This window comes from Lampropedia aestuarii, from assembly GCF_004803635.1.
GTDB classification, from domain to species: Bacteria; Pseudomonadota; Gammaproteobacteria; order Burkholderiales; family Burkholderiaceae_C; genus Lampropedia; species Lampropedia aestuarii.
This window is the reverse complement of the sequence record NZ_SSWX01000001.1, coordinates 1-20528: the sequence shown is the minus strand read 5'-3', so window position 1 is coordinate 20528 and position 20528 is coordinate 1. Positions and strand designations below refer to the sequence as shown.

Sequence of the window (20528 nt, the reverse complement as noted above, 5' to 3'; positions counted from 1 at the left end):
TTGTGATTTATGGGGGTGACTACCATGGCTACATCCAGTGCGGCTGTATCAAGTAAGCAGCTTTCAATGATTGGCTTCTTTGCCATTACCGCTTCCATGGTAATGGCGGTTTACGAATATCCGACCTTTGCGACCTCAGGCTTTAGCTTGGTGTTCTTCTTGCTGCTTGGGGGGATTTTGTGGTTTATTCCAGTTGGCCTGTGTTCAGCGGAAATGGCCACGGTGGACGGCTGGCAAGAGGGCGGGGTATTTGCCTGGGTATCCAACACCCTGGGTGAAAAATGGGGGTTTGCAGCCATTTCATTCTGCTATCTTGAAATTGCGATTGGTTTTTTGCCAATGCTGTATTTCGTACTGGGCGCGCTGTCGTATATTCTCAACTGGCCTGCACTGAATGCCGATCCGGTAACTAAGACGATTGCTGCTCTGGTGATTTTGTGGGGTCTGGCGTTCACCCAATTGGGCGGCACCAAATACACAGCCATCATTGCCAAAGTGGGTTTCTTCGCTGGCATTTTGTTGCCTGCTTTGATTCTGGCTGCGCTGGCGATCAGCTTTCTCACCAGCGGCGCGCCCTTGCAGATCGAAATGTCTGCTAAAACATTTTTCCCTGATTTCACCCAAATCGGTACCTTGGTGGTTTTTGTCGCGTTCATCTTAAGCTACATGGGGGTTGAGGCTTCAGCCACGCACGTCAATGAGATGAAAAATCCTGGCCGTGACTACCCGATTGCAATCATCTTGCTGATGATTGCCGCAATCGTTTTGAGCTCCATTGGTGGTTTGTCGGTCGCAGCAACGATTCCTGCTGACCAGATCAACCTGTCTTCGGGTGTGGTGCAGACCTTCAGCTTCTTGGTCGGCCATTTTGGTCCAGGCTTTGAATGGACTGTACGCATCATTGCCGCTTTGCTGCTGCTGGGTGTTTTGGCTGAAATCGCCTCCTGGATCGTTGGCCCATCGCGCGGCATGTTGGTGACGGCTCAGAAAGGCATCTTGCCTGCCATGTTTGCGAAAGTGAACAAAAATGGCGTGCCCGTGGCATTGGTGGTAGCACAGCTGATTCTGACCACGATTGCGATTGTGGTGCTCACCAACTCCAGCGGTGGCGGCAACATGTCGTTCCTGATTGCCTTGGCACTGACCGTGGTGATTTACCTGTGCACTTATTTCTTGCTGTTCCTGGGCTACATCAACCTGGTTCGTAAGCAAAAAGGTCTGAAAAGAACTTTCAGCGTGCCTGGTGGTGACACTTTCAAAGTCATTGTGGCTGCGGTTGGTTTTGTGGTGTCTGTGTTTGCCTTCTTCGTCTCCTTCTATCCACCCTCATCGATTGGCGGCGAGAGTGCAGACCGCTCTTATGTGATGCTGCTGGTGGTCAGCTTTGTGGTTGTGGCGGCAATTCCATTCGTGATTTACGCCTTCCATGACAAGTCTGCCAAGAAATTGAATGCGAATTTGGTGCACATCAAAACCCACAATGCACCCGATGGCCACTTTTTCATGCACCCACGTGCTCGTTCGACCCACCATGTGGTGCCAACTGACACCCCTGATGGTGCTGGCAAATAATCAGCTTGCCTTGATTGTCTAGTTGATTAGACAATCGGGGCGGTGCTTGCCCAGGTCAAAGGCTGAATCATGTGCATGATTCAGCCTTTTTTCATGGGCATCGCTGGCTGCGCCCGTTGTACTGATATGCAAAACGCATCCAGCGCTAAGAGCCGTGTTAAAGGGTTGGGTGCAGGGCGCATCTTAGTTGGCTGAAAAGAATAAATTTCACCCTTCGATCACTCTGGAGCGGCATGGATGCCATCAATTGAAACTACCACCAGCTTTATGCTGGTCATTTTCCTGTTGGGCTTTACTCCAGGTCCGGACAATACCTTTGTGCTGATGCAATCGATAAGCCGCGGTAGACGAGCAGGGTTTATCGCCATAGCAGGATTTTGTGTGGGCATTTGTGTACACACCGCTGCAGTGGCACTTGGTTTGGCTGCATTGGTGGCCGCATCGGCGGTCGCATTGACGGTGTTGAAAATTGCTGGTGCGGTGTATCTTGGCTACCTTGCATGGCAGGCATTTCATGCGCCTGTGCAGGTTTTGCCGAACCAGCAAGTCGGTGCAGGTGATGGTCTGCGGCTTTTCATGCGTGCGATTGTGATGAACCTCAGCAATCCGAAACTGTTGTTGTTTTTTGTGGCATTTTTGCCGCAATTCGTCGACAGTGGCGCTGGGCCGGTTGAATTGCAGGTTGCCTGGTTTGGCTTGTGCTTTGTGATGAATACGGTGCTGGTCTTCGGCACAATCGTGCTGTGTGCCAGCTGGATAGGCCGGGGGCTGCGCCAATCACCGCGCGCGCAGCGCTACCTCAACCGTGCTTGCGGTGTTGTATTCGCTGCGTTGGGCGGGCGTTTGTTGGCATCGGCATAGTGGCAGCGCCACCAGCATGGATGATGTGCCCATTGCCTGTGCGCGGGTGGATTCGTGGGTCGGCTGTTTTTTTATGAGTGCAAAGAGCGCTGGAGGTAGCGGGCACCCACACCATAACCGGCCAGCTTGCTGTGCAGCTCGGGCGCTGGGTTGGCGGGTGGCTCAAAGCCCAGTCGTTGCCAATAGCCTACTGCTGTTTCTAACGCCACCAAGGAGGCGCTGTGCAAACCCAGTGTGCGGGCGTGTGCAATGCCTGTTTGGTACAGGCGTTGACCAATCTGCCGGCCTTGCGCAGCGGGAGTCACGGCGCAGTCGTGCAAGAACCAGTGTGTGGCTTGCACTGGAATGCGCTGCAGCGGTACATTCAAGCTCGGCGGCAGGCTGCCATCCCATGGGTAGGCAATCAAATAGCCCAGCATGGCCCCAGTCTGGGCATCACGGGCTGACCAGCATGTTGCGGCAGACAAGGCCAGGCGGTTGTGAAAAAAATCGGCATCTTCCAGCAAGTGGGTAGGGTAGGCGCTGCTTTGTACCTTTAAAACATCATCAATGTCTTGGGTTTGCAGCGTGTGGATATGCATTTGTTGAGCGTTTGTCGGCATTTGAAAATTGCAGCGCACAGTACCCCTTCAGGCAGCAGCTGCCGCATCAGCATGCAGTAGCGGGTGTTCTCTGTACCAGGAGTGCTGTTTTCAAGGCTGGGGCGCTTATGTCATTGGTGGTTGAGGAGCGGGGCTGAGGACTTCACCAGCACGGTTTTGAGCGGCTTCAGCTTCGGCTTCGGCCAGGGATTGTGCAAGACTGGCAGACAGCAGCAAGATGGCGCTGGAGAAATACAGCCACATCAGCAAAGCCACCAGCGAGCCAGCAGCGCCATAGGCCGAGACTGCGGCAGCGCCAGACAAGTACACGGCCATTGCATGCTTGCCAATCGTAAATAGCACTGCGCCAATTGTGGATGCTGCCATCAAATACCGCAATGACGGCTTTTTCCCATCACTGATGCGCATCAGGCCAACAAATAGCAGAGTGACAAATACGAAGGCCAAGGTTTCATTGAGCACGGTCCACAGCAGTGGGTAATTCAAGGTCTCGCCCAGCAGATTCGAGAGAACACGCAGCACGGTTGACAAGACCAGGGAGCCCATCAGCAAACCACCCAGCGCCAGCATATAGCCGACGCCACGCAGGCGCAGCACGGCGACCCACCACCAGGGCTGCTCGGGACTTTTGGGCACACCCCAAATCACTTTGAGTGAATCTTGCAAAGCCACAAACACACCGGTGGCAGCCATCAGTAACACGCCAAAGGCAATCACGCTGGCAATCAGGCCTTGTTCAGGTGCTGTGGCGCTTTGCATGGCCTGTTCTACGGCGGAGGCAACCCGCTCGCCGGTGACTGCTTGGATTTGCGCCACGACGGTGCTCTCGACAGTGGAGCGATCCAGCCACCAGCCTAGGCCAGCAACCATTAAAACCAGCAGCGGGGCTAGGCTTAGCATGGCATAGAAGGCCATTGAGGCACTCATGCGCATGCCATCGAGCTCCAGCCAGTGCATTGTGCCTTTGACCAGCCACGAGCTCATGACACGCGATTGAAGGCGGTGCAAGGTCGATGTGGGAGGAGTTGGAGTAGTGGGCGTCATATGCACTACTTTAACAGCGCCTAGTGTCTGGCGGCCTAAACCCTGGCGCTTGATCTTTGTGGCCCAAAAAAAAGCCATGGCAACTGCCATGGCTTGTTCGCAGACGTAGCGTCTCAATCAGGCTTTGCTGCCCAGTGCTTCAAATGCACGCTGGGTGATGTCGCTGACCGAGCCAACACCGCTGATTTTGCGGTACTGGGGTGCAGTGCCTGCATCTTTGCTGGCCCATTCCGAGTAGTAGGCGACTAACGGGCGGGTTTGTTCGTCATAGACTTTCAGGCGTTTGGTGACGGTTTCTTCCTTGTCATCATCGCGCTGAATCAGCGGCTCGCCTGTCACATCGTCAATGCCTTCAACTTTTGGTGGATTGAATTTGACGTGGTAGGTACGACCGCTGCCTGGGTGCTGGCGGCGACCGGTGGCGCGCTCGAAAATATCGGCAAATGGCACGTCGATTTCCAGCACATAGTCCAGTTTGACACCGGCTTCCTTCATCGCATCGGCTTGTGGAATCGTGCGTGGGAAACCATCAAACAAGAACCCATTGACGCAGTCAGGCTCGGCAATGCGCTCTTTGACCAGGCCGATGATGATGTCGTCGCTGACCAGTTGGCCTGCATCCATCACGGCTTTAGCTTTGACGCCCAGTGGCGTGCCGGCTTTGACCGCTGCGCGCAGCATATCGCCTGTGGAAATTTGAGGAATACCGAATTTTTCACAGATAAAGGCCGCTTGTGTTCCTTTTCCGGCACCAGGTGCGCCCAGCAAAATCAGTCTCATTGGATGTTCTCGACTTTCGTTATATTGAACTTAAAAGATTCTCAAGATGGCATGAGGCGCTGTTGGTGCGGCTCTTGCCATTCAATTTCAGTGCATGCACACGCACAAAAAGGCCCAAGCTCAAGGGCTTTGCGCGGCTATGAGCTGCGCGTGGTTGCGTTGCATGTGGTGTATCGTCGTAATAAGCATAGCATGGCAATGTAGCCTGTTGAGCACATTGGCGTCATCCTTTGGTTGGCAGGGAAAACTCTAGTTTTTCCATCAAACAGCAGGAAAAAGCCATAGCCAAGCCAGCAGGCGGTCTGAGCCAATTTTAGATCTTCATGACCTGCTCGCGGTAGTATTGCAGCTCGTCAATTGATTCGTGCACATCGGCCAAGGCCGTGTGCTTTTGGGCTTTTTTGAAGCCGGTGGTGATTTCTGGCTTCCAGCGGCGTGTCAGTTCCTTGAGCGTGCTCACATCAATATTGCGGTAGTGGAAGTAGGCCTCCAGCTTGGGCATGTACTTGACCAGAAACCGGCGGTCCTGGCCAATCGTGTTGCCGCACATCGGCGACTTGGCTTTGGAGACATACTTGCGCAAGAACTGCAGAATGAGTGTCTGGGCCTGCTCTTCATCAATGGTCGAGGCGCGCACCTTGTCAATCAGGCCGCTGCGGCCATGTGTGCCTTTGTTCCAGGCGTCCATTTTGTTGAGAAGCTCATCGCTTTGGTGAATGGCAATCACCGGCCCTTCGATGCGCGGTTGCAGTTGCGGCCCCGTAATGACGACGGCAATTTCCAATAAACGGTCAGTCTCAGGGTTCAGGCCCGTCATCTCACAATCGAGCCAGATCAGGTTCTCGTCTGATTTGGCCAGCGTGGCGGGAATGGTCGGTGCGAGTGTCTCTGCGCTGTGCTCGTTCGTCGAGGCGGAAGTGGCGGCGATGGTATTCATCCCTGAATTGTCGCCCATTCAGACACGGCGCTGGAGTCCTTTGCGCATTTTTTCTGCAAACTAAGTGCTTTCAAGGCTTGATATTGCATTGACTGGCTGCTATCTGCAAATATGGCGTTGTAGCGTATCCCTTACACTGCCAACTTCGCGTACAGCAATTGGTATTTAGCATGGAGCCTAGTGCGCCACCAACATGAGTTATTCATCTTATTCACCCGTGTGGATTTTCACCGTACTGTTTGCCAGCGCCCTGGTGCTGCAATTGGGCATTGAGTTGTGGCTGGCATCGCGTCAGGCACGCCATGTCATGCAGCACAGAGGCGTGGTGCCGCCTGCATTTGCGCACCGCATGACCTTGTTTGCCCACCAAAGGGCGGCCGATTACACGGTGGACTGCGTGCGCCTGGGCATGCTGGAGAACGTGTTCTCTGCCTTGGTGCTGATCAGCTGGACTTTGCTGGGCGGTTTGGACGCGCTCAATCAAGCATTGCTGGGCTGGACCGGACCCGGTTTTATCCAGCAATTGGCGGTGCTGCTGGTGTTTGCTGTGGTCTCGGCGTTGTTGGGCTTGCCCTGGAGTCTCTTCAAAACCTTTGTGATTGAGCAGCGCTACGGCTTCAATAAGATGACTGCGCGCTTATGGCTTGCCGATGCCGTCAAGTCAATGCTGGTGGCAGCCTTGCTGGGTATTCCATTGGCCGCGGCCGTGCTGTGGCTGATGCAAATGGCTGGCAGCCTGTGGTGGCTGTGGGCTTGGGCTTTATGGGTTGGCTTTAATGTGCTGCTGATGTGGTTGTTTCCCACGGTGATTGCGCCGCTGTTTAACCGCTTCAAACCGCTCGAAGACATCCAGCTCAAAGAGCGCATTGAGGCTTTGATGGCGCGCAGCGGCTTTCAAGCCCAGGGCTTGTTTGTGATGGATGGCAGCAAGCGCAGTGCCCATGCCAATGCGTACTTCACCGGGCTTGGCAATGCCAAGCGGGTGGTGTTTTTCGACACCTTGCTCAATAAGCTCAATCCGGCTGAATTGGAGGCGGTGCTCGCGCATGAGCTGGGGCATTTCAAATACAAGCATATTACCAAGCGCCTGTGGTCATTTTTTGCGCTGAGCTTTGTGGGTTTTGCTGCTTTGGGTTGGTTGCTGCACCAAGCCTGGTTTTATTGGGGGCTGGGCGTGATGCCGGCCATGGCGGTGAATACGTCAGGCATTGAACTGGCCGTTGGCAACAACAGCGCGCTGGCATTGATTCTGTTCAGTATGGTGATCAGTGTGTTCGGTGGCTTGTTTCAGCCGATCTTGTCGCAGCTGTCACGCAAACATGAATTTGAGGCCGATGCTTATGCAGTGGCCCAAACCAATAGCCAGGATTTGGCCAATGCCTTGCTCAAGCTGTACGAGGACAATGCTTCAACACTGACGCCAGATCCGCTGTATGCCCGTTTTCACTACTCTCACCCGCCAGCGACCGAGCGCTTGGCCAGAATGCAAGCCCATGGATAAAGCGATTCGCGCAGCGCGCAACGAAAGACAGGCATGAAACCCGTATTAGACAATGGCCTGGTGGTCACGGGACATGGCCGCCATTACGTAGTGGAAACAGAAGATGGCGCAAGACGCATTTGCCACCCGCGTGGCAAAAAAAGCCAGGCAGTGGTGGGCGACCGGGTGCGCTGGCTGGCACCTGCCGCAGGACAAGGCGAGGAGGGCACGATTGAGCAAATCCTGCCGCGCAGCAATTTGTTTTATCGCCAGGATGAAATCAGAACCAAGGCATTCGCTGCCAATATCGACCAGGTGCTGGTCTTGCTTGGGGCTGAACCCGTGTTTTCCGAATGGCAATTGGCCAAAGCCTTGGTAGCCGCAGAGGCCGCTGGGATTCCGGCGCTGATTGGTTTGAACAAGCAAGATTTGCCCGAACCCTTTGAGCAGGCTTGGCAGCGCCTGGCCGCCTACCGGCAACTATGGCCTGCTGTGAACCCCAATGCGGATCAGCAAGGGGCAGGACCTGAAGGTGCTGCTATGCAGCCGCTTTACCCAGTCTTTCGTTTGCAGCTTGGTGCCACACATGCAGGCGCGGACGGCGCGGCGCTGTTTGAGCGCTTGCGCGGCAAATCGACCTTGGTGCTCGGTCCCTCTGGCGTTGGCAAGAGTACTTTGATCAACCGCTTGGTGCCCAACGCAGCTGTGCAAACCGCAGAAATATCCCGAGCGCTGAACAGCGGCAAACACACGACCACGACGACAACCTGGTACTGGGTCGATCGCGCTGCCGGTACCGCAGTCCTTGATTCACCGGGCTTTCAGGAGTTTGGTCTGAACCATATCGAGTGGCAGTCGCTGCCGCAGTGGATGCCCGATATTGGCCGCCACGCGACCGGATGCCGTTTCTACAACTGCACCCATATCCATGAGCCAGGCTGTGTGGTGCGTGATGCGGTCGTAGAGGACGGTGGGGAGGTGGCATCTGCCGTGTATGGGGGGGCATTGGCGATGCCGCGCATTGCAGCCAGCCGTTATGCCTTGTACGAGGACTTGTTTGCCGAGCTGCGCGGCAGATAAAAGCCTGTTTTAACTACCTTTGTGTGAAAGCCTTGCCTTTCGGGGTGGGGCACAACAGGCACGCTGCCTGGTTAAAAATCCTCGCTGGGCAGGCAGCCCGGCTGCGGTTTCTACTGCACACCGCATCCAGTTGGGCTGTTCATTGCTTACCAAAGATCATTCTTGTTGGTTACGTTAGGGCGCATTTCCAATTGGGGGGCACTGGGCACTTGGCGCAGCTGGTCTTCAATTTGGCCCAGATACGCGGCAGTCGAGTTGTCGGAGTCATCGGCGCGGTGGCGCAGGCGCTCTTCCAAATCGTCGATTTTGTTGAGCAAGACTTCTTGGCCTTCTTTGTGTTGTTGCAGCAAAAATTCACGCAATTCGGTAAAGCGAGAGGCTTCGGCTTTGTCGGCCAATTCACGCTGGTGTTTCAGTTCTTTGGTGTGGCGGTGGTAGTCCAGAATCACCGTGCCTTTGAGCCACAGGATGTATGCCAGAAAAAACACACCCAAAATCGCCATCAGCGACAGCAAAATCAGGCCAAGGGGCGCTTGGGTTTCGGTGAAACCGAAGGACACGGTAGAGACCGCTGTCAGCGCTTCCCAGTTGAGAAAAGCCAAACCACCAATGGCCAACACCAGCAAAATGATCAGCTGCAAGCGAATATTCATGTGTTAAACCCTTTTTATTGATTCCAAGATGGGACTTTACGCCATGTAAGGCATGGGGCTGAGATTATCATGTATCTCTGTGCGCTGAACGGTTTAGCAGGCTCTGTCAAACGTCCAGAGCCGTTAGAGCCTGTTCAAAGTCTCCACGCAGACCGCGTTGGAGTCCAAAAGGATACGGTGCGCGGCAAAAACCGCAGTCGGGCTAGCTGCCCGGCGAGGATTTTTAACAACGCAGCGTGCCTTGCGCGACTGCGTCGAGACTTTGAACAGGCTCTTAGGGCCGTGCTTGCAATACCCCATACAACATTTTTTCTCCAGAGGAACTCCATGGCTCAACCCAGCACGGCACCTGTCAGCCCCTTGACGACCGTCTCGCGCAGTGCCGGATTTTTGCGGATTTGGCGCCGTTTAATGGGCTCGCTCCATGGCAGGGAAGAGGGCAGCGGCAGTGAGCAGGCTTTTGATATCAAGCAATGGGACCTGGTTGACAGGTTGCTGCAAGAGGCAGCCAGCCCGATTGATAGCGAAACACGTATTCGTGCACGCGTGCGGCAACTGCTGGAGATGTACCTGCAGGCCACAGCGGAAGACCGCTTGCAGTTCATGAATCGGTTGGCGGCTGGGTTTGGTGTTGACGAGGCTGTTTTGGAAGACGCCATTGAGTCCTTTCAAGAAGCGCGCTTGCCGATTGACAAACTGCATGCGCAAGCCCGCATTGCGGAGGCGTTGGAGTCGCCGCGCCAGCGCATTTTGCGCCAGTTCAATTTGTTGCCCAATGGCATCGAGTCGCTGGTGTTCATGCGTGCCGAATTGCTCAGAGCTGATGACCAAGAACGTTTGGCGCCGCTGGAGCATGATTTGCTGCGGCTGTTGACGCTGTGGTTTGATGCAGGCTTCCTGGAATTGCAGCGCCTGAGCTGGTCTTCGCCAGCGGCCTTGCTAGAGAAGCTGATGCGCTACGAGGCCGTGCATGAAATCAAGTCCTGGGACGATTTGCGCAATCGCCTCGATTCGGACCGCCGCTGCTATGCCTTTTTCCATGGTCGCATGCCCGACGAGCCACTGATTTTTGTCGAAGTGGCCTTGGTGAACCACTTGGCCAGCAATGTGCAAATGCTGCTCGATGAAAGCCAGCCCACCACTGATCCGGAGCTGGCCACCACAGCGATTTTCTATTCGATCTCGAACGCGCAGCCGGGCTTGCGTGGCGTCAGCATGGGCGAGTTCTTGATCAAGCGGGTCGTGGCGCAATTGGCGCAGGACTTCCCAGCACTGCAAACCTTTGCCACGCTCTCGCCCGTGCCTGGCTTTAGCAAATGGCTCAAAGAGTCACTCGACGAGGACAGCTATGTCGCGCAGTTGCCACTGCAAGTGCGTTTCATGATGGAAGGCGACAGGCAGGAGAGCCGTTTTGATCGTTTGCAAACAATTGTGCAGGATCAGGAATGCGCACGCAGCAGCGGCTTGGTGACCAAGGACGATTTGCTGGCCTTGCAACAATGGTTGCTCAGCGAGTGCGCGCACTACCTGCTACAAGAAAAAAGCCGGCAAGACCCGCTTGATTCGGTCGCACGCTTCCATTTTGGCAATGGCGCGAGCTTGCAGCAAATCAACTGGATGGCTGATACATCGCCTAAAGGCATGCGTGAATCCTTGGGGCTGATGGTCAACTACCTCTACCAGCTCGATGCCATTGACGAGCAATACCACGCGTTTGCCAAAGAGGGGCGCTTGGCGCACTCCAGTGAGGTGCGCAAATTGCTGACTGTGCGTGAGGCCTTGCGCATTAAAAACTGAATGGGCTGCTAGTAGCAGCCGGGCAGCAGGTTCTTGGAGGAGGGAGTGCCATGCGGACCAGAGAAAATTTTCTATATAACTGAAAGTTTTTAATGATGGTAAATAATATGCACACCAAACCACTGACATGTGTGCATACACGATTGCCTAATGATGACCCCGCCAAACCTGCCGTTGTTGAATTCTGCACGTGAGTCGATTGACTGCGCGGCTGCTGCCAATGGCGGCGAATGCGTGCTGGTCGGCGCAGGACCGGGTGATCCAGAGTTGCTGACGCTCAAAGCCGTTAAAGCCATTGCGCGCGCTACCGTGTTGCTGGTCGATGACTTGGTCAATCAGGCGGTCCTGGACTACGCCTCACCCACGGCCCGCATCGTGCATGTGGGCAAGCGCGGCGGCTGCAAAAGCACGCCGCAGGCCTTTATTGAACGGCTGATGATTCAGGAGGCCCAGGCCGGTGAAGTGGTGGTGCGCCTCAAAGGGGGGGATCCGGCGATTTTTGGCCGTTTGGGTGAAGAGCTGGAGCATGTGCACGCAGCTGGTGTGCGCGTTAGCGTTGTCAACGGCATTTCATCGGGGGTGATGGCAGCCACTGCGCTGGCTTGTCCTTTGACGCACCGTGACCATGCACACGGCGTGTTGCTGCTCACGGGCCATGCGGCACCTGGTCAGCAAGAACTCGATTGGGCGCAGATTGCCCAGCTGGCGCATGCGCAGCGCTTGACCTTGGTCATTTACATGGGCGTCAAAGGTGCGGCGGGTATCCAGGCCGGCTTGCTGCAAGGCTTGCCGCAGCACACGCCTGTGGCGCTGGTGCAGTCGGCGACCTTGCCAACCCAAAGACGCATCATGACCGACTTGAGCGGCCTGGTGGAGACCATTGCCGCTGAACAAGTGCAAAGCCCAGCCATCATTTTGGTCGGAGATGTGCTCAAAGCCAGTCTGGTGCTGCAACAATACGGGGATGGCCACGATACCACCCACCACTACCGCAGCGCAGAGCCCATCTGGCGCAACCAAGCCATCGGCTAATTCGCCACAGACCCAAGCGCCAGTGCGCACCCAGCGCTTTGATGCGGTTGTGATTGGCGCCGGTGCTGCCGGTCTTTTTTGCGCCGCACAAGCTGGCGCATTGGGTTTGCGGGTGCTGGTGATTGACCACGCCAAACGCCTGGCCGAAAAAATCCGCATCTCTGGTGGTGGGCGCTGCAATTTCACCAACCGCGACTTGGATGTACGCCAGCCACAGCACCATTTTGTCAGCGACAACGCACAATTTTGTCGCTCGGCGCTGTCGCGTTTCACGCCGCAGCACTTCATTGCCCTGTTGCAGCAACACGGCATTGCGTTCCACGAAAAGCACAAAGGCCAATTATTTTGCGACCACAGCGCGCAAGACGTGATTGGCATGCTGCTGCAATTGTGCAAAGAGGCCAATGTGGACATTTGGCATCCGTGTGAAGTCGAGTCCATCTGGCGCTCTGATCGCAGCCAAGCGGAGGGCGAGTCTGCCGATGCGCCAGCGACCCCAGCGCCCTTTTATTTGCGTACTTCGCAAGGTCAAGTGCAGGCGGGCGCCTTGGTGATTGCAACCGGTGGCTTGTCGATTCCCAAAATTGGCGCGAGTGATTTTGGCTACCGCATTGCCAAGCAGTTTGAGCTGCCCTTGATTGCACGCCGCCCAGGTCTGGTGCCGCTGACTTTTGCCCCGCAAGACTGGGCCGCGTTTGTGGCTCTGGCTGGCTTGGCCTTGCCGGTGGAGATTGCCACTGGCCAGGGCAAGCAGGCCATGCGCTTCAAAGAAGATCTGCTGTTCACGCACCGCGGCCTGTCTGGTCCGGCGATTTTGCAAATCTCCAACTACTGGAAGGTGGGTGCACCGCTGCAGATCAACTTGCTGCCGGAGCTGGACCATGTATTGGATGAATTGCTGCAAGCCAAACGCACGAGCAAACGGCTGCTGAGCAATGTGCTGGCGCAATGGCTGCCTACGCGCTTGGTCGACACCATGGTCGCGCAGCGCACCGAATGGCAGCGCCCGATCGACCAAGTGCCGGACAAGGCATTGGCGGCGCTGGCCGAGCAGTTGCAGGCGTGGCAGATTACGCCCAGTGGCACAGAGGGCTACGCCAAGGCCGAGGTGACATTGGGCGGTGTCGATACACGTGCACTGTCATCCAAAACCATGGAGTCGCAGCAGCACCCAGGCCTGTATTTCATTGGGGAAGTCGTTGATGTGACGGGCTGGCTGGGCGGCTACAACTTCCAATGGGCGTGGGCCAGTGGCCATGCCTGTGCGACTGCAATGGCCCAGCGGCATGCAGGCACCACCAGCTAACTAACTGTTGGCGTGTGCGCTTTGAATCAGCGCTTTGTGCTGAAAAATTTGCATTGTTGGCCTTGCACGGAGTGTGATACTGGCTATAATGCTTGACTTTGCTGGCAAATGCCCTGTTGGCCATACTAGTTACTGAACAAACGGGGCGAAACCGCTTAGCTTGCTGCACGAGGCCTGATCTTCCTTTGCACACAGCTTCGCACCATATTTTAGATTTGAATGACTACTATCCGCGTCAAAGAAAACGAGCCCTATGAAATTGCTTTGCGTCGCTTCAAGCGCACGATTGAAAAGCTGGGCCTGCTGAACGAATTGCGTGCTCGCGAGTTCTACGAAAAACCAACGACAGAACGCAAGCGCAAAAAAGCAGCTGCTGTGAAACGCCACTACAAACGTGTGCGCAGCATGCAATTGCCTAAGAAAATGTATTGAGCATACAAGCCTTTGGCTTGTTGGCCTGATCACCAAATACCATGGTCAGGCAGCCCAATCAAACCGCGCAAAAGGGACGCCTTGCGCGGTTTTTTTGTTTTTGTGATGAACGCCTTGTGTGTTGCTTGCAATGCACGCAGGCACTAGGGAGAATCTCATGACATTGAAAGCACAAATCACCGAGGATATGAAAGCTGCAATGCGCGCCAAAGAGGCCAATCGCCTGGGCACGATTCGTATGTTGCAAGCTGCGATCAAGCAACGCGAAGTGGATGAGCGCATTGAACTCGATGACGCCGCTGTCGTGGCCATTGTCGATAAGCTGGTCAAACAGCGCAAAGATTCCATCGCCGCATTCGAGCAAGCCAATCGCCAGGATCTGGCCGACCAGGAGCAGTCAGAGCTGGTGATTTTGCAAGGCTATCTGCCAGCCCGCATGAGTGCTGAAGAGGTCAGTGCTGCGATCGGCGCGATCGTGGCGCAACTGGGTGCTGCCGGCCCAGGCGATATGGGCAAGGTGATGGGCCAAGCCAAGAAGGAGTTGGCGGGCAAGGCCGATATGGCCGTTGTCTCTGCTGCTGTCAAGGCTGCGTTGGCTGGCTAATAACCCGCCGCGCGCACTCGTTTGCGGCGCTGTCAAACACCGGCTGCCATTGGTCGCTTGTGTGCTTGCAGTGCCGCGCTGCGCAATTTGTTGCGCAGCAACCCCAACAAGCACACGGCCGTGATGGCCAGCGCAGCCACACTGGCTGCCCAAAAAGGCCAAGCGCCGGTTTGCGCAGGCCAGCCCAGCAGGCCGTGGTAGGCCAGCAAATAACCACCTGTGACCCCAATGCCCCAAAGCATCACCGGGTACAACACCATCGGTGCAATCGTGATGCGCCAGCTGCGCAGCAAAAAGATCGAGATGACCTGCGTCGCATCGGCAATATGGTAGAGCGCAATCCAGCCCAGCAGGGCTGCGCTGGTGGCGTGTACCACTGCATTGTTGGTGTAGAGCCCGGTCAATGGTTCGCGCAGCAGATACATCACACTGGCCAGTAGCAGCGACAGGCCAAAGCCAAACAGCAGGCAGGCGCGCGCGAGCCTGATCGCCATCAGCTCATGGCCAGCGCCACGCCAATAACTGACCCGCGCACTGGCAGCGATGGCCAGCGACAGCGGGAACATATAGCTGATGCCGGCAAAGTTGCTGGCAATCTGGTGCGCCGCTGTCACTGCATCGCCTTGGCGTGCAATCAATAAGGCCATGATGGCAAACGAGCTGACTTCGACCGAGGCCATCAAACCGGCTGGAATCGCCAGGCGGGCGAATTCACGCTGCTGCTGGCCATCGATGGGCTCCATCTTCGCCCACAGCCGCAATTGTTGATAAGCGGTTTGGGTGTTGAGCAGCCAAAATGCCAGTCCTATCAAGCTGATTTGCACGCACAAGGTGGCCCAGGCGCTGCCAGCAATGCCCAGCTCAGGCAGGCCGGCATAGCCGTTGACCAGCATGACAGTCAGCGGCACTTTGACAGCCAGGCCTGCCACTTGCAGCCAGGTGACAAAGTGCGGGATGCCGATGGCTTGGCTGAGCGTGGCAAACACCCGGTAGCCTAGCGCCATGGGCAGCGACACAGCCAAAATCAGCAGGTACTGTTTGACAGCCGCATGCATTTCTACGGGCACTTGCATCAGCGGCAAAACCAGCGCTGGAGCGCCAAGCAGCAACACAATGCCCAGCACGCACAATGCGCCAGCCAGGTACAGACTCTGGCGCACCGAGGCGCCAAGTTGCGCCAGTTTTTTGGCACCCAGCAACTCGGCCCACACCGGCAAAATGCCTTGCACACTGGCCAGCAAGCTGATGTAGACCATGATGAACAGCGCGCCAGCAACCGACAATGCCGCCTGCGCTTGCACCGAGTAGTGGCCAATGACGGCGACATCGGTGATGCTGTAACCCATCGTGGCAAGCTGGCCCACCAGGATGGTGCTGGCATGGGTGGCAATGATTTTTCGTTCAGACATAGGGTGGGGGTACTGGGCAACAACCAAGACCTTTGGCCTGCGCTGCAGTCTGCGAAAAGTCGATGGCTGGCAATGTAGCGCAAATTGGCAGCTTGCCGCCAGCTTTAGAGTCTGTTCACCATCTCGACGCAGCCGCGTTGAAGCCCAAAAGCAGACGGTGTGCGGCAAAAAACGCAGTCGGGCGATCTGTTTGGCGAGGATTTTTAACAAAGCAGCGTGCTTGTGGGGGCCAACCCCCAACCCCTGGTCCCCAAAAGCGCTGCAAGGATCCCAAAAATGCATTGTGGCGTTGGCCGTTTGGCTCAAACCGACCTATGGTGGCAACAGGCGCATTGCGCAGTTTTTTTATGTTTTGCGCGACTGCAAAAAGATCGTAAACACGTTCTTATGGCCTCTAGCTAGGAACTGCCTGCGCATTGCCGTAAAATCAAAGGTTTGGTGCGCTGCACTAGGGCTTTGTGCTGGCCACATTGTGCTGGCCATGCCTATGGCGCTGCTGCGTCCATATCCGAATCTCTTTTTGTTATTCCAATCCGTTAGGCCGTCATGTCCAATACCATTTTGCAATCCATTCCTGCTGGCCAGAAGGTCGGTATCGCTTTTTCGGGAGGTCTTGATACCAGTGCGGCCCTGTTGTGGATGAAGCAAAAAGGCGCGACCCCGTATGCGTACACCGCCAATCTGGGCCAGCCCGATGAGAGCGATTACGACGCGATCCCACAAAAAGCCATCGCTTATGGCGCTGAAGTGGCGCGTCTGATCGACTGCCGCAAGCAATTGGTGCACGAAGGCATTGCTGCGATCCAATCCGGCGCCTTCCACATCAGCACCGGCGGCATCACTTACTTCAACACGACACCGCTGGGTCGCGCCGTGACTGGCACGATGCTGGTGGCGGCGATGAAGGAAGACGATGTCAATATCTGGGGCGATGGCTCGACCTTCAAAGGCAACGACATCGAACGTTTTTACCGCTACGGTTTGCTCACCAACCCAGCGCTGAAAATCTACAAGCCATGGCTGGACCAGGCTTTCATCGACGAGCTGGGTGGCCGCAAAGAAATGAGCGAGTTCCTGGTGGCCAATGGGTTTGACTACAAAATGTCGACCGAAAAAGCCTACAGCACCGACTCCAACTTGCTGGGCGCTACGCACGAGGCCAAAGACTTGGAGTTCTTGAACTCTGGCATTCGCATTGTGCAGCCCATCATGGGCGTGGCTTTCTGGAAGCCAGAAGTTGAAGTCCAAGCCGAAGAAGTCACTGTCCGCTTTGAAGAAGGCGTGCCCGTGGCCTTGAATGGCAAAACCTTTGCCGACAGCGTTGAGCTGTTTTTGGAAGCCAACCGCATCGGTGGCCGCCACGGTTTGGGCATGAGCGACCAGATCGAAAACCGCATTATCGAAGCCAAGAGCCGTGGCATTTACGAAGCACCTGGCATGGCTTTGCTGCACGCTGCTTACGAGCGCCTGGTCACTGGTATCCATAACGAAGACACGATTGAGCAGTACCGTATCAATGGCTTGAGACTGGGCCGCTTGCTGTACCAAGGCCGCTGGTTTGACCCGCAAGCGATCATGCTGCGTGAAACCGCTGAGCGTTGGGTTGCCCGTGCGATCACCGGCGAGGTGACCTTGGAGCTGCGCCGTGGCAATGACTACTCGATCATCAACACCGAGTCGGCCAACCTGACTTACGCGCCAGAGCGCCTGTCGATGGAAAAAGTGGAAGACGCGCCGTTCAGCCCAATCGACCGCATTGGCCAGTTGACGATGCGCAATCTGGACATCGTCGACACCCGCGCCAAATTGGGCATTTATGCTGCAAGCGGCTTGCTGCTCACAGGTGCAGATGGTGGCGTGCCTTTGTTGGGCGGTCAAGACAAGTAAGCCCAGGTTTTTAGACCACGTTATTAGGGTGGGTTGGAGTGTCGCGTAACCCGCAGTAGCCTCTCTAGCCCCCCATTGTCCGAACACAAGCCCTCGCAGCGCCACGCTGTGCTGGGCTTGAATGCTTTTTGCCATGTTTCACATCGTCCTGGTTCACCCCGAAATCCCGCCCAATACCGGCAATATCATCCGCTTGGCTGCCAATACTGGCAGCCAATTGCATTTGATCGAGCCGCTGGGGTTTTCTATGGAAGACCGTTATATGCGCCGCGCTGGGCTGGACTACCACGAATACGCCAAAACCTTGCGCTACAGCAGCTGGGACGTTTTTTTGGAAACTGAACAGCCCGCTGCCGAGCGGATGTTTGCGATGACCACACGAGGCAGCCGCAATTTGTTTGAAGTCGCTTTTCAGCCCGGTGACTGGCTGGTGTTTGGCGCAGAGACACAAGGCCTGCCCGAGTCGGTGCGCGAACATTTCCCGCTACCGCAGCGCCTGCGCCTGCCCATGGTGGAAGGCCAGCGCAGTTTGAATTTGTCGAACTCGGTGGCGGTGACCGTGTTTGAGGCCTGGCGACAAAACGGTTTTGCCGCAGGGCGCTAAGAACCTGTTGACGATCTTTTCGCAATCGCGCAAGGCACACAAAAGCGCATTGCGGCGTTGCCCGTTCAGGTTCGAAAGTTCAGGCTGCAGAGCTGGCCTGGGGCTTGTGCATCACGGCTTGAAACAATGGCAGGGCCAGCCAGTGCTGGCGCCACTGCTGCAAGTGCGGCAAGGCCTGGGCATTCCACCAGTCTTCGTCAATCGCAGCAAATTGCCGTACAAATGGAAACAGGGCGGCATCGGCCAAGCTGGCATGTGTGCCAAACAAGAATGGCTGCATGCCCAGGCGCTGCTCCAACTGGGCCAACCATTGCAGGGCCAATGCGCGTGAATCGGCTAAGCGCACCTCGGTATGGCGTTCGGGGTATTTGCAGCGGTCAAGCAGGGGTTTGAAGTTGCGGTCCAAATCGCCAATCAGCGCCAGCATCTGCGCCTCATTGCCGGCGCTGGGACTGAGCCAATGCAGCGGGTCATTGCGGCGCAGAGCCCACAGCATGATGTGCAGACTTTCATCCACTACTTCCTGGCTTGGCAACACCAACACCGGCACCGTGCCTTTGGGCGAGGCTTCTAGCAATTGTGCAGGCTTGTTGCGCAGCACGACTTCAATGGCTTGGTAAGGCTGCTGGGCGGCGGCCAAGGCCAGGCGTGCACGCATCGCGTAGGGGCAGCGGCGGAATGTAAACAAGACCGGCAGCGCTGCCGTGTCTTGTGCCGAGGTGTTGAGGGGGAGGGCGGCAGTGCTCATGGGGCAGGTGTTTTGGGTTTGAAGTCGCACCAGGTGCTGACGCGGCATTCCCAGCAGCGCGGCTTGCGGGCCTGGCAAATATAGCGGCCCAGCAAGATCAGCCAGTGGTGGGCGTGCACGGCGTATTCAGCGGGCACGCGCTTGAGTAGTTTTAATTCGACTTCCAATGGATTTTTACCAGGTGCCAGGCCAGTGCGGTTGCTGACACGGAAAATGTGGGTGTCGACGGCCATTGTCGGCTCACCAAAGGCGACGTTGAGCACGACGTTGGCGGTTTTGCGGCCTACGCCTGGCAGCTCTTCCAGCTCAGGCCGCGTGCGTGGAATCTCGCCGCCGTAGTGCTCGACCAGCATCTGGCAAGTCGCCATCAGGTTTTTGGCTTTGCTGCGGTACAGGCCAATGGTTTTGATGTGCTCCTCCAGGCCTTCCTGGCCCAAATCCAGAATGGCTTGTGGCGTGCCTGCGACCGGGAACAGCTTGCGTGTGGCTTTGTTCACGCCCACGTCGGTGGCCTGGGCTGACAGCAAGACTGCGGCCAGCAATTGGAAATCGCTGCCGTATTCGAGCTCGGTCACAGGATGTGGGTTGGCCGCTTGCAGCTCGGCAAAAAACAAGGGGATATCGGCTTTTTTCATCGTGGTTGCGGGGCCATTATGGGGTTTGCTGAGCTTACGCGGTCACTGCGCTGCTTTGCACGGGTTTGCACCGGTTTCAACAAACGCTGTGGCGACTGCGCCCCATGACCATATGGGTGAGCTCCACAACGCGGATGCCTGCGAGTGGTTGGGGGCGGGGAGTGGTGACAGTGGGGTGCATGGACTGGTCAAGAGAGAAAGCAGGGCGTAAAAAAGCCCATCAGAGATGGGCGATCATATCGGGCTTGGAGCGCGCAGTCAGTGCAAAGGTCAATCTGCAGCTGATGCGTGCTGTCTTGCTGGTTTAGCGCAGCACCAACACAGGCACTTTTGCGCCAGTCAGCACATGCTGGGTTTCGCTGCCCAGCAGCAGGCGGGCAAAGCCTTTGCGGCCGTGTGAGGCCATCACAATCAGATCCACTTCATCGACCGAGGCCGCTTGCAGAATCAAATCAGAGATGCTGTCACCGCTGAGCACTTGCACATCGGTGGCAATGCCGCGCGCTTGGCCTTCTTCAAGCACCGAGGCCATGGCGGTTTGCGCCTCTTCACGCCATTGGCGTTCGCTGGTTTCTGCGAATTCGCGGTTATTGACTGAGCTGCCTTCCAAATAAGTCACAGGATAGCTAGGAGTCACTGTGAGGATCGTGACGCGCGCGCCAGTCAGTTTGGCCAGGTCAAAACCATGTGAGATGGCTTTTTTGGAAAGTTCGCCGCCGTCTGTGGGAATCAAAAGATGCTTATACATGGTTGCTCCTTGTTGTATGAATGGAGAGTGAAACGAATAGACTGGCTCGCACGCACAGCGCTGAGGTGCTCGCTTGTTCAAGCTAAGTATACGCAGCGATACGCAAAGCCATGTCATTTCTTGAGAAATTTGCTCAATACGCCGGTCTGTGTACTGGAGCGTGTGGGCCTATCTGCTTGGTATGGATACCAGTGTGAATGGTTTTACCTATGAATCAAGAAATTTGCTGGGTTTATTTTTGGTTTTATTCAGTTTTTAAGGCTACTTTGTTTTTGGGCTAAAAAAGTGTTGTATACTTTCGTTTTTAGTCGGAGCGT

General features: G+C 56.0%; 20 protein-coding genes. 11 read left to right on the top strand and 9 right to left on the bottom strand.

Annotation, left to right across the window (positions count from 1 at the left end):
* The first annotated feature begins 9 nt into the window (after nt 1-9).
* Both gadC and E8K88_RS00095 read left to right on the top strand, forming a co-directional pair.
* The gene (gene gadC / locus E8K88_RS00100) at nt 10-1572 is read left to right on the top strand and encodes a glutamate/gamma-aminobutyrate antiporter (protein WP_338092858.1); all 1563 of its coding nucleotides are present in this window, start codon (nt 10-12) and stop codon (nt 1570-1572) included.
* 237 nt (nt 1573-1809) lie between these two features.
* On the top strand, nt 1810-2433 hold the full coding sequence (locus tag E8K88_RS00095) for a LysE family translocator (protein ID WP_136404607.1): 624 nt from the start codon (nt 1810-1812) through the stop codon (nt 2431-2433).
* 71 nt (nt 2434-2504) lie between these two features.
* Here the strand turns inward: E8K88_RS00095 and E8K88_RS00090 are convergent, their stop codons facing one another.
* The 4 genes from E8K88_RS00090 to orn form a co-directional block, all read right to left on the bottom strand.
* A complete protein-coding gene (locus E8K88_RS00090) occupies nt 2505-3035 on the bottom strand; it encodes a GNAT family N-acetyltransferase (protein WP_240754234.1) in 531 nt (176 codons plus the stop codon).
* A 105-nt stretch (nt 3036-3140) separates the two neighbouring features.
* Entirely contained in the window at nt 3141-4157 is a 1017-nt protein-coding gene (locus E8K88_RS00085) for a YihY/virulence factor BrkB family protein (RefSeq protein ID WP_240754233.1), read from the bottom strand.
* Nucleotides 4158-4196: 39 nt separating this feature from the next.
* Nucleotides 4197-4859 carry an adenylate kinase gene (adk, locus tag E8K88_RS00080; protein ID WP_136404606.1) on the bottom strand — a complete coding sequence of 221 codons (663 nt, stop codon included), beginning with the start codon at nt 4857-4859 and terminating at the stop codon, nt 4197-4199.
* Nucleotides 4860-5172: 313 nt separating this feature from the next.
* Entirely contained in the window at nt 5173-5796 is a 624-nt protein-coding gene (gene orn / locus E8K88_RS00075; RefSeq protein WP_136404605.1) for an oligoribonuclease, read from the bottom strand.
* 193 nt (nt 5797-5989) lie between these two features.
* Here orn and E8K88_RS00070 point away from each other — a divergent pair, with 193 nt between their 5' ends.
* Both E8K88_RS00070 and rsgA read left to right on the top strand, forming a co-directional pair.
* Nucleotides 5990-7297, top strand: coding sequence for a M48 family metallopeptidase (locus tag E8K88_RS00070; protein ID WP_136404604.1), 1308 nt, complete (start codon nt 5990-5992; stop codon nt 7295-7297).
* A gap of 33 nt (nt 7298-7330) precedes the next feature.
* Entirely contained in the window at nt 7331-8356 is a 1026-nt protein-coding gene (gene rsgA / locus E8K88_RS00065; RefSeq protein ID WP_136404603.1) for a ribosome small subunit-dependent GTPase A, read from the top strand.
* 146 nt (nt 8357-8502) lie between these two features.
* On the opposite strand, the gene E8K88_RS00060 is transcribed toward rsgA, so the two are convergent.
* Nucleotides 8503-9009, bottom strand: coding sequence for a LapA family protein (locus tag E8K88_RS00060; protein WP_136404602.1), 507 nt, complete (start codon nt 9007-9009; stop codon nt 8503-8505).
* A 327-nt stretch (nt 9010-9336) separates the two neighbouring features.
* On the opposite strand from E8K88_RS00060, the gene E8K88_RS00055 reads away from it, so the two are divergent.
* From E8K88_RS00055 to E8K88_RS00035, 5 genes are all read left to right on the top strand, one after another.
* Complete coding sequence (locus E8K88_RS00055) at nt 9337-10806, top strand: malonyl-CoA decarboxylase (RefSeq protein ID WP_168797197.1); 1470 nt, start codon at nt 9337-9339, stop codon at nt 10804-10806.
* A gap of 153 nt (nt 10807-10959) precedes the next feature.
* Complete coding sequence (gene cobA / locus E8K88_RS00050; protein WP_136404841.1) at nt 10960-11838, top strand: uroporphyrinogen-III C-methyltransferase; 879 nt, start codon at nt 10960-10962, stop codon at nt 11836-11838.
* Between the two features lie 22 nt (nt 11839-11860).
* Complete coding sequence (locus E8K88_RS00045; protein WP_240754254.1) at nt 11861-13144, top strand: BaiN/RdsA family NAD(P)/FAD-dependent oxidoreductase; 1284 nt, start codon at nt 11861-11863, stop codon at nt 13142-13144.
* Nucleotides 13145-13363: 219 nt separating this feature from the next.
* Nucleotides 13364-13576: a 30S ribosomal protein S21 gene (gene rpsU, locus E8K88_RS00040; RefSeq protein ID WP_136404599.1), complete on the top strand. Its 213-nt coding sequence runs from the start codon at nt 13364-13366 to the stop codon at nt 13574-13576.
* A 157-nt stretch (nt 13577-13733) separates the two neighbouring features.
* Nucleotides 13734-14180: a GatB/YqeY domain-containing protein gene (locus E8K88_RS00035; RefSeq protein WP_136404598.1), complete on the top strand. Its 447-nt coding sequence runs from the start codon at nt 13734-13736 to the stop codon at nt 14178-14180.
* Between the two features lie 32 nt (nt 14181-14212).
* Here E8K88_RS00035 and E8K88_RS00030 read toward each other — a convergent pair whose 3' ends face one another.
* Nucleotides 14213-15589, bottom strand: coding sequence for an MATE family efflux transporter (locus E8K88_RS00030; protein WP_136404597.1), 1377 nt, complete (start codon nt 15587-15589; stop codon nt 14213-14215).
* 546 nt (nt 15590-16135) lie between these two features.
* Between E8K88_RS00030 and argG the strand changes: the two genes are divergently transcribed.
* Entirely contained in the window at nt 16136-17476 is a 1341-nt protein-coding gene (gene argG, locus E8K88_RS00025) for an argininosuccinate synthase (protein ID WP_136404596.1), read from the top strand.
* Between the two features lie 133 nt (nt 17477-17609).
* The gene (trmL, locus tag E8K88_RS00020; RefSeq protein WP_136404595.1) at nt 17610-18080 is read left to right on the top strand and encodes a tRNA (uridine(34)/cytosine(34)/5-carboxymethylaminomethyluridine(34)-2'-O)-methyltransferase TrmL; all 471 of its coding nucleotides are present in this window, start codon (nt 17610-17612) and stop codon (nt 18078-18080) included.
* A gap of 79 nt (nt 18081-18159) precedes the next feature.
* On the opposite strand, the gene E8K88_RS00015 is transcribed toward trmL, so the two are convergent.
* The 3 genes from E8K88_RS00015 to E8K88_RS00005 all read right to left on the bottom strand — a co-directional run bounded on the left by E8K88_RS00015 (nt 18160) and on the right by E8K88_RS00005 (nt 20211).
* Complete coding sequence (locus E8K88_RS00015; protein WP_136404594.1) at nt 18160-18828, bottom strand: glutathione S-transferase; 669 nt, start codon at nt 18826-18828, stop codon at nt 18160-18162.
* Complete coding sequence (gene nth, locus E8K88_RS00010; RefSeq protein ID WP_136404593.1) at nt 18825-19463, bottom strand: endonuclease III; 639 nt, start codon at nt 19461-19463, stop codon at nt 18825-18827. Before nth ends, E8K88_RS00015 begins: the two co-directional genes overlap by 4 nt.
* 304 nt (nt 19464-19767) lie before the next feature.
* Nucleotides 19768-20211: a universal stress protein gene (locus E8K88_RS00005; protein ID WP_136404592.1), complete on the bottom strand. Its 444-nt coding sequence runs from the start codon at nt 20209-20211 to the stop codon at nt 19768-19770.
* Between the last annotated feature and the right edge of the window lie 317 nt (nt 20212-20528).

Excerpts from the sequence above, each read along its gene's own strand:
- gadC (WP_338092858.1), top strand. The coding sequence starts at position 10 with ATGGGGGTGACTACCATGGCTACATCCAGTGCGGCTGTATCAAGTAAG.
- E8K88_RS00095 (WP_136404607.1), top strand. The coding sequence starts at position 1,810 with ATGCCATCAATTGAAACTACCACCAGCTTTATGCTGGTCATTTTCCTG.
- E8K88_RS00090 (WP_240754234.1), bottom strand. The coding sequence starts at position 3,035 with ATGCCGACAAACGCTCAACAAATGCATATCCACACGCTGCAAACCCAA.
- E8K88_RS00085 (WP_240754233.1), bottom strand. The coding sequence starts at position 4,157 with ATGGCTTTTTTTTGGGCCACAAAGATCAAGCGCCAGGGTTTAGGCCGC.
- adk (WP_136404606.1), bottom strand. The coding sequence starts at position 4,859 with ATGAGACTGATTTTGCTGGGCGCACCTGGTGCCGGAAAAGGAACACAA.
- orn (WP_136404605.1), bottom strand. The coding sequence starts at position 5,796 with ATGAATACCATCGCCGCCACTTCCGCCTCGACGAACGAGCACAGCGCA.
- E8K88_RS00070 (WP_136404604.1), top strand. The coding sequence starts at position 5,990 with ATGAGTTATTCATCTTATTCACCCGTGTGGATTTTCACCGTACTGTTT.
- rsgA (WP_136404603.1), top strand. The coding sequence starts at position 7,331 with ATGAAACCCGTATTAGACAATGGCCTGGTGGTCACGGGACATGGCCGC.
- E8K88_RS00060 (WP_136404602.1), bottom strand. The coding sequence starts at position 9,009 with ATGAATATTCGCTTGCAGCTGATCATTTTGCTGGTGTTGGCCATTGGT.
- E8K88_RS00055 (WP_168797197.1), top strand. The coding sequence starts at position 9,337 with ATGGCTCAACCCAGCACGGCACCTGTCAGCCCCTTGACGACCGTCTCG.
- cobA (WP_136404841.1), top strand. The coding sequence starts at position 10,960 with ATGACCCCGCCAAACCTGCCGTTGTTGAATTCTGCACGTGAGTCGATT.
- rpsU (WP_136404599.1), top strand. The coding sequence starts at position 13,364 with ATGACTACTATCCGCGTCAAAGAAAACGAGCCCTATGAAATTGCTTTG.
- E8K88_RS00035 (WP_136404598.1), top strand. The coding sequence starts at position 13,734 with ATGACATTGAAAGCACAAATCACCGAGGATATGAAAGCTGCAATGCGC.
- E8K88_RS00030 (WP_136404597.1), bottom strand. The coding sequence starts at position 15,589 with ATGTCTGAACGAAAAATCATTGCCACCCATGCCAGCACCATCCTGGTG.
- argG (WP_136404596.1), top strand. The coding sequence starts at position 16,136 with ATGTCCAATACCATTTTGCAATCCATTCCTGCTGGCCAGAAGGTCGGT.
- trmL (WP_136404595.1), top strand. The coding sequence starts at position 17,610 with ATGTTTCACATCGTCCTGGTTCACCCCGAAATCCCGCCCAATACCGGC.
- E8K88_RS00015 (WP_136404594.1), bottom strand. The coding sequence starts at position 18,828 with ATGAGCACTGCCGCCCTCCCCCTCAACACCTCGGCACAAGACACGGCA.
- nth (WP_136404593.1), bottom strand. The coding sequence starts at position 19,463 with ATGAAAAAAGCCGATATCCCCTTGTTTTTTGCCGAGCTGCAAGCGGCC.
- E8K88_RS00005 (WP_136404592.1), bottom strand. The coding sequence starts at position 20,211 with ATGTATAAGCATCTTTTGATTCCCACAGACGGCGGCGAACTTTCCAAA.